Here is a 14,503-nt window from a genome sequence, read left to right as displayed (position 1 = left end):
GGATACGCGCGCGTACCCGATAAGCATGCTGGTCATGCTTCAGGAGTGTACCGTTTAGCCCCCCTTCACCGGGCATTTTCTCGGACGGGACTTACGGGAATTAGGCGCCCGCGGAACTACGCGGATTGTCTTTGGCGCTTTTCGTCCGAGCGGGTGTCCCGGTCGCCGTCCGGCTTACGGACGCTCCGTGGCACCGCGAGCTTCTAGCGGGACTCGTCACTCTCAAACCGATGATCCGCCCCGCTTAGCGCGACCATTCCGCGCAACCATTCGGCATGAGCACCGGGATATCGCGACCCCGCAACACGCAGTCCTCGAGACCTTCGGCACGGGAGCGCCCCAAAACCCTTACCCCTGGACTCGGACTATCCAGCCGACAAGCTGACCGTGAAATGCACGCGGCTTTCGCAGGCTCAGCACACTGTGCTGCATGGCACCCCCGGTTTCGGCCACCCTAACCCCGCGCTCCTCTGGGACTTCCGACCGGTAGTACCGAACCGAGATTTGATCAATTCGAGCCACACGACCGGATAGGTGAGTCCAAACCAAGGGGTCGAGAATGTCCCGGGTTGCCTCAGCATAGGCATCAAGCTGTAAAGGGACCGCTCGGCGGCCAGGGGCCGTCCACGTCCGTGAGGATGTAGCGGGAATATCCGTGCTGGGCGACGGCCCGTAGGATGTCGGACGGAGACGCCAAGGCGGGAAGGTGAACCATTGACGAGATGGGTACTTGATGAAGCTACACACCCTGCGAACCATGGCCCACCTGGCCGCGCACAACGCCCTGACAGCCCGCCCAGTAACCTAAAGACCCGGCGGAACCGCCCTGACGGGGGGCAGCGACCCCGGCTTGCGCCGTCAACGCGCCCGTGGCCCCGTTTTCGATCTGCACAAGAACAAAAACACAGCCACACTCCCTGACGATCGTGCCGGCAACGTCCCACCCAACCGACTATATCGACCGCGATTTCGTGCAATCAACATCGTTCGCCGGGGTCAAAGGCGGTCAGGACAGCGGTAACAGGTAGCCGCGCAGGAACTCGTCGAATGCGGCGGGCATGTCGACCTTCTCGTCGAGCAGCCACTGCTGCTGGAGCCCGTCCATCACGGCAGTGATGAGACGCGAGGCATGCCGCACGTCGAGGTCGGTGCGCACGAGGCCGTCGCGCTGTGCCTCGGAGAGCACGCGCTCGGTGTCGGCGGCCGTCGCCGCGTACCGTTCAACGAAGTACTCGTGCACCGGATACCCATCGTCTGTGGCCTCGGCGGAGATGACCGCGTAAAGCGATGTCAGCCCCCGCGTGGTCTGGTTGTAGGCGACGACCTTACGCATCTGCTCGAGAAGCGTGTTCTCGCTAACATCGCCGGCGGCAGCGCGCACCTGCTCATCGCGCTGTCTCAACACCTCCGTGAACAGGTCTTCCTTCGAGGCGAAGTGGTGCAGCACCCCCGCAGGGGTCAGCTCGACGCGCTTGGCGATCTCGCGCAGGGAGCCGCTGCGGAAGCCGCTCTTACCGAACACGAGAAGCGCGGCGTCGAGGATTTCCTGGCGTCGGGCTTGGCCCTTGGGGTAGCTGCCGCGCTTGCGGTCCTGAGTGTCCGTCATAGAAGAAACCTATCGCATGCAAGGTTTTTGGGCTAGGGTCGAAGCGCAACGAAGGGCTGCACCCCTCTGCGGCCGTTACGAGCAGTCGCAACTCTGCCATGCGGCAGGAGTCGAACCAATGGAGGCACGACATGAATCGATGGGGATCAATCGCGGCAATAGGCCTGGTAGGGGTTATCGCGCTTACAGGTTGTGGCCGTACCGAAGGCGGGAGTACCGCCACGAGCGGCGCCGCAATCGACGACAAGCCGGCAACGGGCGAAGTCACGGTCTGGGCGATGGGCAACGAGGGCGAAGTGCTCGACCAGCTCGCAACCAAGTTCGAGGACGAGAATCCGGATGTCACGATCAACGTCACGGCGGTGCCGTGGGATTCCGCGCACGACCGCATCGCCACGTCGATCGCCGGCGGCGAGACCCCGGACATTTCGATGCTCGGCACGACCTGGGTCGGCGAGTTCGCTGCAACCGGCGCGCTCGAGCCCACCCCGGAAGGCCTCGTCGACGAGGCATCCTTCTTCGAGGGCTCTTGGGGCACCGCGGTCGTCGACGACGTCGCCTACGGCGTGCCGTGGTATGTCGACTCGCGTGTTCTTTACTACCGCACCGACCTCGCCGAGGCCGCCGGCGTCGAAGCGCCCACCACGTGGGACGAGTACAAGACCTTTGCCCTGGCGCTCAAGGATGGCGGCGCCACGTCAGGCGTCTCCCTTCCGCCGGGCGGATTCGACTCCTGGCAGTACGTTACCCCTCTCGCCTGGCAGGCCGGCGGCGACATCCTGAACGAGGATGGCACCGAGTTCACGTTCGACACCCCAGAGTGGGCCGAGGCGTTCGAGTTCTACAAGAGCTTCTTTGAGGAGGGAGCCTCCGAGGCGGTTCGCCTCGAGGGCGGCGAGATCGAACAGAAGTTCATCGACGGATCGGTCGGCTCGTTCTTCAGCGGCCCGTTCCACGTTGGACTGCTCCGTGAACAGGGCGGACCGGACTTCGCCGACAAGTTCGCCGTCGCCCAGGTCCCCGGAGCCGACACCCGCACGAGCTTCACGGGAGGCGGCAACCTCGCCGTCTTCGGCGACAGCGAGAACCGTGACGCGTCGTGGAAGTTCGTGCGCTGGCTCAGCCAGCCCGAGACGCAGCTCGAGTGGTACGACATCTCCACCGACCTCCCCTCGGTGCAAGCCGCGTTCGAGGATCCGATCTTCGCCGACGACCCCTACCTGAGCGTGTTCGCCATGCAGCTCGCCGACTCGAAAGCGCCGCCCGCGATCCCGACTTGGGCCCAGGTGTCTGCCGTCATTGACCAGGAGCTTGAGAAGGTCACGCGCGGTGACCAGACTGTCGACGCCGCACTCAAGACGATCCAGCAGCAGGCGGACACGATCGGCACCGGCAACTAGCCATGGCCGTCCTCGCACCAAATACCGGGCGAGCGCCCTCACCGCGCCCGCCCGCGCCGACGGCGCTTCGGCACTCGCCCGGTCGGCGCAAGATAACCTGGATCGCGTGGGGCTTCGCCGCCCCGTTCATGATCCTGTTCGTGGTCTTCATGGCCGGCCCGATCCTAGCGTCCTTCGCGATGAGCTTCACCGACCTCACGACCCGCGACCTGCGATCGCCGTTCAACGTGAACTTCATCGGTCTCGAGAACTACCTAAACCTCTTTCAGGACCCCCGGTTCCTCAAGGCCCTCTCCAACACCGCGGTCTTCGTGATTGTGGGCGTCCCGCTCACGATCGTTCTCGCCCTGCTCGTGGCCCTCGCCCTCAACAACGGCATCAACAAGTTCCGCACCGTGTTCCGCGTGGGCTACTACGCCCCCGTCGTCACGAGCATCGTGGCGATCGCGATCGTCTGGAAGTTCATCCTCCAGCCGGACGGGTTGCTCAACGGGTTTCTCTCGATCTTCGGAGTCTCCGGCCCCAACTGGCTCGAAGACACCACGTTCGCCCTCCCATCGCTCATTGCCATGGCGATCTGGCGCAACATCGGAACCCTCATGGTGATCTTCCTCGCCGGGCTCCAGGGCGTGGGGCAGGAGCAGCTCGAGGCAGCCATGATGGACGGCGCCGGTCCGGTCAAGCGATTCTTCAACGTCGTCGTGCCCGCCCTGCGACCGACCCTGCTGTTCGCGGCGGTCATCACCGGCATTGGGTTCCTGCAGTTCTTTGAGGAGCCCTTCGTGATGACCCGCGGCGGGCCGCTCGACGCGACCCTCTCAACCGCGATGTACACGTTCAACCAGTTCGGATTCGGCAACTACTCCTATGCCTCCGCAGCTAGTTACGTGCTGTTCCTCGGCATCGTTGTCCTGTCGCTTGTGCAGTTCCGATTCCTCCGACAGAAAGACTGACCATGATGAGACGCAAACCGAGATGGTGGCTCTACATCGTGCTCGTCATGGGGTTCGTCGCGATGATTTTCCCGTTCATCTGGATGCTACTCGGCTCGTTCAAGACGAACGCTGAGATCCGCAGCGCCCCCCTGAACTTCTTCCCGGAGAACCCGACGCTCGAGAACTACGTGCAGCTCTTCGGGCGGCTCGACTTCACGACCTACTTCACCAACAGCGTTGTCGTCGCGGTCTTCGTGACGCTCGGCAACATCGTGTTCTCGTCAATGCTGGGCTACGCGCTCGCGAAGCTTGAGTTCGCCGGCAAGAAAGTGCTGTTCGGTCTTGTGCTCGGCACGCTCATGGTGCCGGGCGTCGTGACCTTCGTGCCGCTGTTCGTGCTCACCTCAAACCTCGGCCTCGTGAACTCGTACCCCGGCCTCATCCTGCCGTTCCTGATCACGCCGCTCGGCGTGTTCCTGATGCGGCAGTTCATCCTGAGCCTTCCCGACGACATTATCGAGGCCGCCAGGATCGATGGCGCCAGTGAGTGGCGGATCTTCCTCCGGGTGATCATGCCGCTGTGCGGACCGGCCGTCGCAACCCTTGCTATCCTGACCTTCCTGGGCAGCTGGAACAACTTCCTGTGGCCGCTCGTCGTCGCGACGAGCGAGGACAAGTACACGCTTCCCGTCGCCCTCGCGCTCTATTCGGTCGGCCAGAACGCATCGCAGTACGGCCTGATGATGGCGGGCGCCGTCGTGGTCGTAGTGCCCGTGCTCGCGATCTTCATAGCCCTGCAGCGCTACTTCATTCAGGGTATCGCCCTAACCGGAATCAAATAGTAAGGAACACAATGACTTTTCCCAACGGATTCCTGTGGGGAGCCGCCACCGCGCCGCACCAGGTCGAAGGCAACAACACTTCCAGCGACTGGTGGCTGCGCGAGCACGGGCAGCTGCCGAGCCCGCATCCGGTCGAGTCGCCGAGTGGCGATGCCGCGGACAGCTATCACCGTTACCCGGAGGACATGCGCCTGCTCGCCGACGCCGGGCTCACGAGCTATCGGTTCGGCATCGAGTGGGCCAGGATCGAGCCGGAAGAAGGCTTCGTCTCCCGGGCGCAACTCGACCATTACCGCCGGATGATCGACACGGCGCTCGGCCTCGGACTCACGCCCATGGTCACACTGCACCACTTCACCAACCCCGCCTGGCTCGCGCGGGACGGCGACTGGCGCAACCCTGCGGTTATCGACCGGTTCGCGCGTTTCGTCGAGTCGGCTCTGCCGATCCTCTCCGACGTCGACCTCGTCTGCACGATCAACGAGCCGAACATGGTCGCGATCATGGCGAACTCGAGCGAGGCGTTCCCGCACATAGGCCTCCCGGCCGGCGAACCCGTCGTCACCGAGAACCTCATCGCCGGACACACACGCGCGGTCGACATCCTGCGCGGCGCCGGCAAGCGCGCTGGGTGGTCGGTCGCGACGCAGGCCTACCAGCCCGAACCGGGCGCCGAGCAAGTGGCCGACGACTACGGATACTCCCGCGAAGACGTCTTCATGGACGCAGCGCGCGGTGACGACTGGATCGGCATCCAGGCCTATACGCGCACGAAAATCGGCGCGAACGGGCCGATCGCGATTCCGACTGCTGCGGAGCGCACTCTCACCGGCTGGGAGTATTACCCCGGAGCGATCGAATTCGGCATCCGCCGCTCCTGGCAGCGCAACGGTGGCGTACCGATCTACGTGACGGAGAACGGCATCGCGACCGCCGACGATGCTCGCCGCATCGATTACACGACGGGAGCGCTCGAGGGGATTCTGAGTACCATCGCCGACGGCATCGACGTGCGCGGCTACCTACACTGGAGCGCACTCGACAACTACGAGTGGGGCAGCTACGCCCCCACCTTCGGGCTCATCGGCTGGGACGCCGAAACGTTCGAGCGCCACCCCAAGCCGAGCCTGGCGTGGCTCGGAGAGGTCGCGCGGGCCGGGCGGCTCTCAACCTCAACACCGTCGAGTTAAGACTCTATCTGCCGATTGGGGTTGGAATTTGGCGGCGCGTTAAACAGAGAATGCTCCTCTTATCAAGGAAAATAGGACTGCAGCACCGCTGCCATCGCGCGCGGGTCGGCCGCGCTAGTGGGTTCGTCACAGAGCAGGACCCGCGGTTTCGTGGCCAGGGCCCGGGAGATGCCCACCCGCTGTTTCTGCCCGCCGGAGAGCTGTGCCGGGTAGCTATCGGCCTTATCGGCGAGGTCGACGATCGCTAGGGCCTTGAGGGCGCGGCGACGACGTTCCATCCGGCCGACGCACCGTGCCGATGTCGCGCAGAAGACGCTCGAAGCGTTTCGGGCACGAGGCCTCAACGGAAGCACCGACATGGGTTTTGCGGAGTTGCCCGCGACCATGGTCGCCAGTATTCTCAATATGGAATTTCTTGTGCACGCCCGGAACCTCGCGGTCGCCACCGGGGCTGAGCTGCAGGTCGCACCGGTATTGTCGGATTACGTGCTCGGCCTCGCGCGAATCACGATCAGCCCCGAAACTCGAGGGGACGGGAGCTTCGACGAGATTGTGGCGATCACAGAATCCGCGGCGAGCCTCGACCGGTTGGTCGCCTTCACGGGGCGCTCAGTCCCGGCGTCCTGACGCCGGAAAGCGCCGGAGACCGGCTGACGGCCGGGTCACCGGCCCGCCCGCCTGGAACACGGGGCGCCCGCGTGCCAGATGTGAGTCGTAGGATGTGGAGCGTCGACTTCGCATCCATCGTCAGGGGGCACTTGTGGCAAAGGCATCGACCGTCTACGACGTTGCCGCGCACGCCGGGGTGTCTATCGCGACGGTGTCGCGCGTTCTTCGTCGTCCCGCGGATGTACGGGCGTCCACGCGCGAACGCGTACTCGACTCGGTGCAGCAGCTCAGCTACGTTCCCAGCGCAGCCGCGCGTGGGCTCGCCGCTCGGCGAACCGGGGTGCTCGGACTGTATTTTCCGACCCTCGACGCGATGGAAGAGCTCGAGGACGCACATTTCACGCAGTCGACAACCGTTGGCGTGGTCGTCGACATGCCCGACAAGGGTGAAGCGCGCACACCGAATCTGTACTTCGACGAGGTGCTCCGCGGCAGTGAACTCGAGGCCTGGCGCCAGGGATTCGCTCTCATGGTCGGCGTCGGACGCGGCAAGAACCCCGCCGACATGGTCAACGACATTGCCGGACGGGTTGACGGGATGGCGGTGCTCGCGCAAAGCGTGCCGACCGTCCCTTTGGAACATGTGTCACGGCGGATCCCGGTCGTGCTGATCGCCGGGCCGCGCCGGGGCGACGACTACGACCACGTCAGCGTGTGCAATACCGAGGGAATGCGTGCGCTTGCCCTGCACCTCATCGAGCGCCGCGGCGTCACCGACTTTCTATACCTCGCCGGCCCACCCGACTCTCCCGACGACGCCGAACGGCACGCGGGATTCGTGCAGGCGCTCATCGAACGCGGCCTCGATCCGGCGCACAGTCCGGTGCTCCGGGGCGGTTTCTCACGACTGGGCGGACGGGAGGCAGCGGAACAGCTCCTCGTCTCCGGCACCCTTCCGCGAGCGGTGGTTTGCGCGAACGACCAGATGGCGCTCGGTGTTCTCGACGTGTTCACCGTGCGCGGAATTGCCGTCCCGGGAACGGTGATCGTGACCGGGTTCGACGGGATCGAGGCCGGCCGGCAGTCCTCGCCGCGGCTGACAACCGTGCGGCAGCCGATGGTTGACCTCGGCCGTGCAGCGATTCGCGCGATGCTCAGCCGGCTGGCAAATCCGGAACAGCCGCCGATTTCGCTCCGGCTGCCCGTGAAGGTGTTACTGCGGGAGAGTTCGGAAGGGCCCGAGTAGCTCGACGATTCGGAGTACGCGGGGTGAGCCGCCCTCGATGGCCGCGCGAACAGATGCCTTGCACTTCAGCACTGTATGCGCTTACACTAAAAAACCACGTACCCCGTGCACGGCCGCTTGTCCAAGCCGCTGCAGGGCCGGCACGGTCAAAGACGACACGAAGGAAAACTCTGTGAAACGCACACCGAAGCTCGTAGTCCTCTGCGCCGCACTCGTCGCCGGAGCACTCATCGTTGCACCGAGCGCATCCGCTTACCCCGCTCAGGGTGCAGTCAAGGGAGCCGGCCACAGCGACGGTGAGGCCAAGGTGCTCAAGGGTTACGCGGCCGACACCTGGAAGTCACTCTCCGCTATGACGAGCAAGAAGACAGGGCTCCCCGCCGACAAGCTCGAGGGCGACCTCTCCACCCCTAGCGACAACACCAGCCCGACCAACATCGGCGGGTACCTCTGGTCGACGATCTCGGCGCGTGACCTCGGCATCATCAGCAAAACGGATGCTTACACCCGCATGAAAACGACCCTCAAGACCCTCGCCAGCATCGAGCGCCACGAGCCCAGCGGCATGTACTACAACTGGTACTCGCCCCTCGATGGTCACAAGCTCACCGTCTGGCCCGGTAGCGGCGACCCCGTCGACCCCTTCTTGAGCACGGTCGACAACGGCTGGCTCGCCGCCTCCTTCCGCATCGTCGCCGAGGCCGAACCCCGGCTCGCCCCCGAGGCCAATGCTCTCTACGAGAGCATGGACTTCAGTTACTTCCACGACTTGGCCGCCGGCGCCGGCGCGGCCTACGGAGCCGGCCTCAACCGCGGCGGTTTCTGGGCCGCCCCGCCGCCCGGCTGCAGCGTCCCCGGCAACTACGGTGACGACGGATCCGAGCTTTACTACACCTGCCACCACTACGACACGACCGTCAGCGAGGCGCGCATCGCGACCTACATTGGCATCTCCAAGGGAAATATTCCAGCGACAGCATATTACGGTACTCTGCGCACCATGCCCGATAAAGGCTGCGACTTCTCCTGGCAGGAACAGAAGCCGACCGGTGAAACTCGCGAGTACCTCGGCGTTCCCGTCTACGAGGGTATCTACCAGTACCGTGGCATGTCCCTCGTGCCGGCCTGGGGCGGCAGCATGTTCGAGGCGCTGATGCCCGACCTGCTCGTGCCCGAAGCCGAATGGGGACCGCGCTCCTGGGCGATCAACCACCCGGCCACCGTTCGCGCTCAGAAGGAACACGGTCTCGACGAGGCCGGCTACGGTTACTGGGGCTTCTCCCCGGCGAGCGACCCCTTTGCCGGGTACGCCGAGTACGGCGTCGAAGAAGTCGGCATGAGCACCGACGGGTACGCCTCCGACAAGGAGCGCACCAACGTCGACAAGGGTTACGACGGATGCCGCGAGGCTACCAACCCCACGCCGACCTTTGGTGATGGCGTCGTCACCCCGCACGCCGCCTTCCTAGCCCTGCCGTACGACAAAGCCAGCGTGCTGCAGAACCTTGCCGGAATCAAGAAGAACCTGGGTGCCTACGGCCCCGGCGGCTTCTACGACGCTGTTGCGACCAAGAGCGGCACCGTGGCCGCCCGGTACCTTTCGCTGGACCAGTCGATGATCATGGCGGCAATCGCCAACGAGCTGCTTGACGATCGCGTGAAAGACTACTTTGTCGACAGCAATTTCGAGGCGGCGGTTCGCCCACTCATTGCCGCCCAGGTGTTCGGCTCGCGCCTGGAGTAGGGCTCGCTCGGCGGTCGATCGTGCTTCGGCGCGGCGACCGCGACCGCGACCGCCCGCGGCGCTTGTTCGGGAAGATGGCACTTGTTCCAATGAGTGCCGCGCTCCCGGGGGAGTGACGCGGGCGTCTTGGCACGATGGGCGGTCGGTATCCGCTGGCCCAAACAAAGAGCGTGCAATCGCCCATGTCTTGTTGTATGTCTCCCGGGGTGACGACGTAGGTGTCTTCCCGGGAGACATACAACAAGGCTTTGGGCCGCGCAGCGGAACTCGGCGATCAAGTTCTCAACCGGGACGTGTGGTCTCTGGGTCGGCTAGATGTTGACGATCGAGTCTTTGCTCTGCTCGTACTCCGTCTTCCCAAAGGATTCGCTGCGGTTGCCGATATCGGTCCGTGCTCCGTTGAAGCCTACGGTCGATCGCAGCCGCTGGCAGGGCGGTGCAGATTGCGCTCAGCCGCAGAACTGCACTTCTCCCTGTGAGTCCAGCCCTCGATCTGACGCGCGGGAAAACCTTCAGAGCACGACGCGCGTAGTGATGAGCGCAGCCGTGACGCCCGCCACGGCGACCAACAAGAGAATTCCACGATTGATTCTGCGGCGGCTGACCGTTCCCTTCCGAAACGATCATGCTATGAGTCCGTCCAAGCCAAGCAGCAGCGTCTGAAGGGGTGGATCCTGCGGTGCCGGAAGGATGGGTTCCACGCCGGAGCGACCCTCATCTTCGATATGTGCCATGGCCCGATCGTACTCACGGTGGGCACGTGCATCCCAATGGAGGACTCGGTGGGGACCAGCGGCGGCGCCGCCGAACCGTGGCTCACAGGTCTCCTACGGGTACGGCGGATTCCAACATTTCTATTGCTCGCTCGGTGGTAAGCACTACCCCGGCGATGTAGTTGAAGTTGGTTAAGGCGGCCGCATACCCGTCGCCGAGTTCAGGGTGCTNCGAGTTCAGGGTGCTGTGCAGCGGCGGTCGCGTCGGCAACGACGGCCACGTCAAATCCCTGTTCCAACAGCTCGCGTAGGTGGCTTTCGATGCACAGGTTTGCTGACATTCCTGCGAGCACAACCTTGCTGATTCCGCGTTTACGTAGCTGGAGCACGAGGTCGTTCTGCTCGGGCCCGTAGATTTTGTGCGGGCTACACACTACCGTCTTGCCGTCTTGCAGGAACGGTTTGTAGCGCTCTAGCCAGTCAGCACCTGAGCCAGAAAATCCGTCAAGATCCAAGGGCCCCGGCCGATCGAACATACCGATCTCGTGCATCATCTTTTCCAAGGTTCCGCCGAATTCCCACTGGTGATCATGGGGGAAATAGTAATGCGGAGACACGAAAACCTCATACCCCGAGGCTTTGGCACTCACGAGCAACTGCTCAATGTGCTCGACGGTGTTATTTTCTTCGACGCTCTTACCGACCAGTTCCCAAGTAACACCGGTGGGGCTGAGAAAATCGTTTTGTGGGTCTGTCAGCACGAGCGCTGTGGTGGATGTATCAAACAACATAAACATTCTCCTTCATCATGGTCACGAGCAACACGGCGGCACGCTCGCTGAGCTGACAACGTAGGCGTAACGGCCGATCCGCACCAGCGGATTCGTCCACCGTCCAGCCAGGCTGGGCCATCAGGGCCTCACCCAAGCTTCCCGCGTGGATGTACTTCTCGAGGGCGAACATCGGTTTATAAGCCTCGGGATCGACGTCCGGGACGGAGAGGCGTTGCTCAAGTGACATTGTCGTTGTTTTTCTGTCTGTGTTCGTGGTGCGTGTACTTCGAAAGGTTCCTATTGCTTGTGTCGCCCGATAAAGTCATCGATCAGATGTACGACGGTGTCCAGCCGTTCATCTAAGACAAGGTGCCCGGTGTCGAGCAGGTGCAATTCAGCGGACGGAAGATCATCGAGGTACGCGCGCGCCCCTGCTTCAGGAAAGAACTGGTCGTTACGCCCCCAGGGCAAAAGCATGGGCGGCTGATGCTCGCGCATCCACGCTTGCCACGCGGGATACAGCGCGACGTTGGACTGATAGTCATAGAGCAAATCAAGCATGATCTGGTCTCGCCCAGCTTGATCAAGCCAGTGTTGGTCCAAAGTCCAGACGTCCGGATCGACGAAGTCTGGATGCGCGGCGCCCTCGAGATGTTGGGAGCGCGTTGCCTCAGCTGTAAGCGCTCCGCGGATGACAGGCTCCATTTCCTCCTGATTTATCCAGTACTGAACCACAGGCTGCATATTCGGTCCCAGTCCGGACTCGTAGGCGTTGCCATTTTGTGCAATGACTCCCTGTATCCAAGTCGGATGTCGCGCCGCGATGCGATACCCGATAGGAGCGCCAAAGTCGAAAATGTACATGAAGAACTCGTCGATGCCGAGGGTGACCAGAAATGCTTCGATAACTTCGGCGACGTGATCGAAAGAGTAAACAAAGTCTCCGCCGGCACTACTCGAGGTGGGAGCACTGCTGTAACCGAACCCCGGGTAATCCGGTGCAATGAGGTGCACCCGATCGCTGAGCCGATCCATCAGGTGCGCATACTGGTGCGACGCAGCAGGGAAACCGTGTAGCAGCACGAGTGTTGGCGCGTCCGCGGGGCCCGCCTCCCGATAGAAGATCTCTAGCCCATCGACGGAAATGGTGCGATGCCGCACCCTCGTGAGCTGATCAGTTTCCGTTGTGAATTCGGTCATACTGTCCTCGTTTCGCCCGCTGATGCCTACATTTCAGACTTTCACTCGCGGAAGGTCGTGTCAACACGTCCACGACGTGCTGCCATCCGTGCTCTCCAGGACGAGACGGAAGATCACGACGTGATCGGGGCCGCCATCACCGCTGCCAGCAGGCACAGAGCGTGTGCACGTTCGCGTTGGTATCCACTGGCGGCCGAGCCCGGCTAGATTTTCGTCAGGGCCTCGCCCTTATGCATCGCTACATGGTCGGTCGTGTCGCTCACGATCTCGTATTGCGGATCATCAGGACTGCAGCGGTGAATGTGGCCTTTGTATTCCACGTCCTTCGTATGAATCTTCGTGATGGTGCCGTGCACATGGCCGGCCTCGGAGCTCCAGCGCACGTGATCGCCGACTGAGAATTTTTTTATCATAGGTGTACCTTCCACTGCCACAATGTTGCCAAATCTCTTCACCCTATTCGCTGTCTTACGTCGCCCCAATCTGAATGTGCACCCTCGTTGATCACTCTTCCGGTGGGTACCAGACACGGTCACCGTGGACCTTGGCAAAGCTGGTCAGGGTGTGCGGCTTGGTCGAGGTCAAGCTCATGATGTCGGCAACCTGAAGGCCCCGCGCCAGCAACGCATCTCCGATCAGTGATCGATGACAACGCCAGGGTACGGCCTCGGCACACATGATCGCTACGGTCTGCTTCCTCGCCAGCGCCATCAACTCGTCGACACCGGCAACGAACTCGGGCGTTTGCATGTAGTCGGCGTAGTTGCGAAAGCTCCTGTTACGCCACGCTTTGTTGATAGACGCCTCTGCGGCCGGGGTGTGCCGTAGCCCGCCGAGCTCGGGGAGTCGCTGATAGTCGATACCTGCGTTCGGCATGCTGGCGATAAGTTCGTGTTCCCCAAATTGCGGGTTGTGACGAGACCCCGGAACGGTGCGCACGTCGATGAGTCGTTCGACACCGTGTCTATTCAACATTTCAACAAACTCCTCAATGGGATGAGTCGAGTGCCCGATCGTGTACACACAGGTTTCAGCCATGCTCCCATTGAACCGCACCTACTGCAGCCCGCATCAGGATTGTCAGATGTGTGCCCGACACTCGGCTCCGCAATAACGGGAGCTCTGGGACGTTGGCCATCGCCCTGTTGCCATGCTGAAGCCGTCGCTAACCTGATCAGTGAAGGAGGCTTCCTCGTTCCGGTTCACACGAGCTAGGGCGTGTTGATCAAGTGATTTCGGGTGCGTCTGGGCGACCATGGATTATGCATGAGCGTGATGTGGTTTCTGATGAGGCGTGGGCCGTGATCAAGCCGTTGCTGCCGCAGGTCCAGGGGCGAAGCCGGCCTTGGCTGGATCACCGGATGGTCGTCGAGGGGATCGCGTGGCGGTTTCGCACGGGTTCGCCCTGGCGTGATCTGCCGGAGCGGTTCGGGCCGTGGAATATCGTGTTCAAACGGTTTGACCGGTGGGCCAAGGACGGCACCTGGCAGAGGATTTTGACGGCCGTGCAGTCTCGCAGCGATCTGCTGGGGAGGCTGGACTGGGTCTTCTCGATCGACTCGACGATTACCCGGGTGCACCAGCACGGCGCGACCCTTGCGCGCACCACAGGGGGCGGGATGGAATTACAGGATTCTGGGCGAGGAGCCGCCTGATCATGCGATCGGCCGCTCCCGAGGCGGTCTGACCAGCAAAATCCATCTGGTTGCCGATGGTCGGGGGCGACCGTTGAGCGTGGTGCTGACGCCGGGGAACATCAACGACACGACGATGCTCGCCGACACGATCGAACGCATTCACGTCCCGCGAGAGGGCGCAGGGCGACCCCGGACACGGCCCGAGCGGGTCCTCGCCGACAAGGGCTACCCATCGCGGGCCAACCGGGCCTATCTGGCCTCGCGCGGGATCAAGTCAACGATCCCCGACCGGGCCGACCAGAGGCAGAACCGGGCGAACAAGGGCTCGGCTGGCGGCCGACCGACCGAATTCGATGCCGAGATCTACAAGGGCCGCAATGTCGTCGAGCGCAGCTTCAACCGGCTCAAGAACTGGCGAGGAATCGCCATGCGCTCCGACAAGACGGCCCGCAACTAGCAAGCCGGTATCACCCTCGCCGCCACGTTGATCTGGATCAACACCGACTTATTCAACACGGCCTAGAGGCCCTTGCCGCCGGTGACCGGCAGGACCGCGCCGGAGATGTACGATCCCTCGTCGGAGGCGAGCAGCACGTAGGCAGGGGCGA

At 63.0% G+C, this 14,503-nt stretch carries 15 protein-coding genes; 8 read left to right on the top strand and 7 right to left on the bottom strand.

What is annotated here, in order from left to right:
- Positions 1–1,006: 1,006 nt before the first annotated feature.
- On the bottom strand, positions 1,007–1,606 hold the full coding sequence (locus tag CXY80_RS01350; protein ID WP_104131305.1) for a TetR/AcrR family transcriptional regulator: 600 nt from the start codon (positions 1,604–1,606) through the stop codon (positions 1,007–1,009).
- 131 nt (positions 1,607–1,737) lie between these two features.
- On the opposite strand from CXY80_RS01350, the gene CXY80_RS01345 reads away from it, so the two are divergent.
- From CXY80_RS01345 to CXY80_RS01330, 4 genes are read left to right on the top strand one after another with little or no spacing between them, the layout of a single operon-like run.
- A complete protein-coding gene (locus CXY80_RS01345) occupies positions 1,738–3,006 on the top strand; it encodes a sugar ABC transporter substrate-binding protein (RefSeq protein WP_233194783.1) in 1,269 nt (422 codons plus the stop codon).
- A 2-nt stretch (positions 3,007–3,008) separates the two neighbouring features.
- Positions 3,009–3,959, top strand: coding sequence for a carbohydrate ABC transporter permease (locus CXY80_RS01340; RefSeq protein ID WP_104131304.1), 951 nt, complete (start codon positions 3,009–3,011; stop codon positions 3,957–3,959).
- Between the two features lie 2 nt (positions 3,960–3,961).
- On the top strand, positions 3,962–4,783 hold the full coding sequence (locus CXY80_RS01335; RefSeq protein ID WP_199182200.1) for a carbohydrate ABC transporter permease: 822 nt from the start codon (positions 3,962–3,964) through the stop codon (positions 4,781–4,783).
- An 11-nt stretch (positions 4,784–4,794) separates the two neighbouring features.
- Positions 4,795–5,973, top strand: a complete 1,179-nt coding sequence (locus CXY80_RS01330; protein WP_104131303.1) for a glycoside hydrolase family 1 protein — start codon at positions 4,795–4,797, stop codon at positions 5,971–5,973.
- A 62-nt stretch (positions 5,974–6,035) separates the two neighbouring features.
- On the opposite strand, the gene CXY80_RS20605 is transcribed toward CXY80_RS01330, so the two are convergent.
- Positions 6,036–6,332, bottom strand: a complete 297-nt coding sequence (locus CXY80_RS20605) for an ATP-binding cassette domain-containing protein (RefSeq protein WP_369828593.1) — start codon at positions 6,330–6,332, stop codon at positions 6,036–6,038.
- Here CXY80_RS20605 and CXY80_RS01320 point away from each other — a divergent pair.
- The 3 genes from CXY80_RS01320 (at position 6,331) to CXY80_RS01310 (ending at position 9,572) form a co-directional block, all read left to right on the top strand.
- Positions 6,331–6,600 (top strand): hypothetical protein, encoded by a 270-nt coding sequence (locus CXY80_RS01320; RefSeq protein ID WP_199182201.1) that lies wholly within the window; start codon positions 6,331–6,333, stop codon positions 6,598–6,600. The genes CXY80_RS20605 and CXY80_RS01320 overlap by 2 nt on opposite strands.
- Before the next feature lie 133 nt (positions 6,601–6,733).
- Positions 6,734–7,828 carry a LacI family DNA-binding transcriptional regulator gene (locus tag CXY80_RS01315; protein WP_104131300.1) on the top strand — a complete coding sequence of 365 codons (1,095 nt, stop codon included), beginning with the start codon at positions 6,734–6,736 and terminating at the stop codon, positions 7,826–7,828.
- Positions 7,829–8,000: 172 nt separating this feature from the next.
- Complete coding sequence (locus CXY80_RS01310) at positions 8,001–9,572, top strand: glucoamylase family protein (protein WP_233194782.1); 1,572 nt, start codon at positions 8,001–8,003, stop codon at positions 9,570–9,572.
- Positions 9,573–10,506: 934 nt separating this feature from the next.
- On the opposite strand, the gene CXY80_RS01305 is transcribed toward CXY80_RS01310, so the two are convergent.
- The 5 genes from CXY80_RS01305 to CXY80_RS01285 all read right to left on the bottom strand — a co-directional run bounded on the left by CXY80_RS01305 (position 10,507) and on the right by CXY80_RS01285 (position 13,296).
- The gene (locus CXY80_RS01305) at positions 10,507–11,076 is read right to left on the bottom strand and encodes an isochorismatase family protein (RefSeq protein WP_233194781.1); all 570 of its coding nucleotides are present in this window, start codon (positions 11,074–11,076) and stop codon (positions 10,507–10,509) included.
- Positions 11,066–11,305, bottom strand: a complete 240-nt coding sequence (locus CXY80_RS01300) for a hypothetical protein (protein ID WP_104131298.1) — start codon at positions 11,303–11,305, stop codon at positions 11,066–11,068. The genes CXY80_RS01305 and CXY80_RS01300 overlap by 11 nt, the downstream gene beginning before the upstream one ends.
- Positions 11,306–11,355: 50 nt before the next feature.
- Entirely contained in the window at positions 11,356–12,258 is a 903-nt protein-coding gene (locus CXY80_RS01295; protein ID WP_104131297.1) for an alpha/beta fold hydrolase, read from the bottom strand.
- 203 nt (positions 12,259–12,461) lie between these two features.
- Positions 12,462–12,671 (bottom strand): DUF2945 domain-containing protein, encoded by a 210-nt coding sequence (locus tag CXY80_RS01290; RefSeq protein ID WP_104131296.1) that lies wholly within the window; start codon positions 12,669–12,671, stop codon positions 12,462–12,464.
- A 91-nt stretch (positions 12,672–12,762) separates the two neighbouring features.
- Positions 12,763–13,296 (bottom strand): DUF488 family protein, encoded by a 534-nt coding sequence (locus tag CXY80_RS01285; protein ID WP_104131295.1) that lies wholly within the window; start codon positions 13,294–13,296, stop codon positions 12,763–12,765.
- 224 nt (positions 13,297–13,520) lie between these two features.
- On the opposite strand from CXY80_RS01285, the gene CXY80_RS01280 reads away from it, so the two are divergent.
- Positions 13,521–14,352 (top strand): IS5 family transposase gene (locus CXY80_RS01280; protein WP_233194780.1). Its coding sequence is split into 2 segments (ribosomal slippage): positions 13,521–13,903 and positions 13,902–14,352, totalling 834 coding nucleotides; the frame shifts between segments, so codons are not numbered across the junction.
- Positions 14,353–14,503: the final 151 nt, after the last annotated feature.

This window comes from Cryobacterium sp. M91 (genome assembly GCF_002929615.1).
Classification (GTDB): Bacteria; Actinomycetota; Actinomycetes; order Actinomycetales; family Microbacteriaceae; genus Cryobacterium; species Cryobacterium levicorallinum.
Note: the sequence above shows the minus strand (reverse complement) of the source record. Positions and strands in the feature narration are given on the sequence as shown.

Excerpts from the sequence above, each read along its gene's own strand:
- CXY80_RS01350 (WP_104131305.1), bottom strand. The coding sequence starts at position 1,606 with ATGACGGACACTCAGGACCGCAAGCGCGGCAGCTACCCCAAGGGCCAA.
- CXY80_RS01345 (WP_233194783.1), top strand. The coding sequence starts at position 1,738 with ATGAATCGATGGGGATCAATCGCGGCAATAGGCCTGGTAGGGGTTATC.
- CXY80_RS01340 (WP_104131304.1), top strand. The coding sequence starts at position 3,009 with ATGGCCGTCCTCGCACCAAATACCGGGCGAGCGCCCTCACCGCGCCCG.
- CXY80_RS01335 (WP_199182200.1), top strand. The coding sequence starts at position 3,962 with ATGATGAGACGCAAACCGAGATGGTGGCTCTACATCGTGCTCGTCATG.
- CXY80_RS01330 (WP_104131303.1), top strand. The coding sequence starts at position 4,795 with ATGACTTTTCCCAACGGATTCCTGTGGGGAGCCGCCACCGCGCCGCAC.
- CXY80_RS01320 (WP_199182201.1), top strand. The coding sequence starts at position 6,331 with ATGGGTTTTGCGGAGTTGCCCGCGACCATGGTCGCCAGTATTCTCAAT.
- CXY80_RS20605 (WP_369828593.1), bottom strand. The coding sequence starts at position 6,332 with ATGTCGGTGCTTCCGTTGAGGCCTCGTGCCCGAAACGCTTCGAGCGTC.
- CXY80_RS01300 (WP_104131298.1), bottom strand. The coding sequence starts at position 11,305 with ATGTCACTTGAGCAACGCCTCTCCGTCCCGGACGTCGATCCCGAGGCT.
- CXY80_RS01295 (WP_104131297.1), bottom strand. The coding sequence starts at position 12,258 with ATGACCGAATTCACAACGGAAACTGATCAGCTCACGAGGGTGCGGCAT.
- CXY80_RS01290 (WP_104131296.1), bottom strand. The coding sequence starts at position 12,671 with ATGATAAAAAAATTCTCAGTCGGCGATCACGTGCGCTGGAGCTCCGAG.
- CXY80_RS01285 (WP_104131295.1), bottom strand. The coding sequence starts at position 13,296 with ATGGCTGAAACCTGTGTGTACACGATCGGGCACTCGACTCATCCCATT.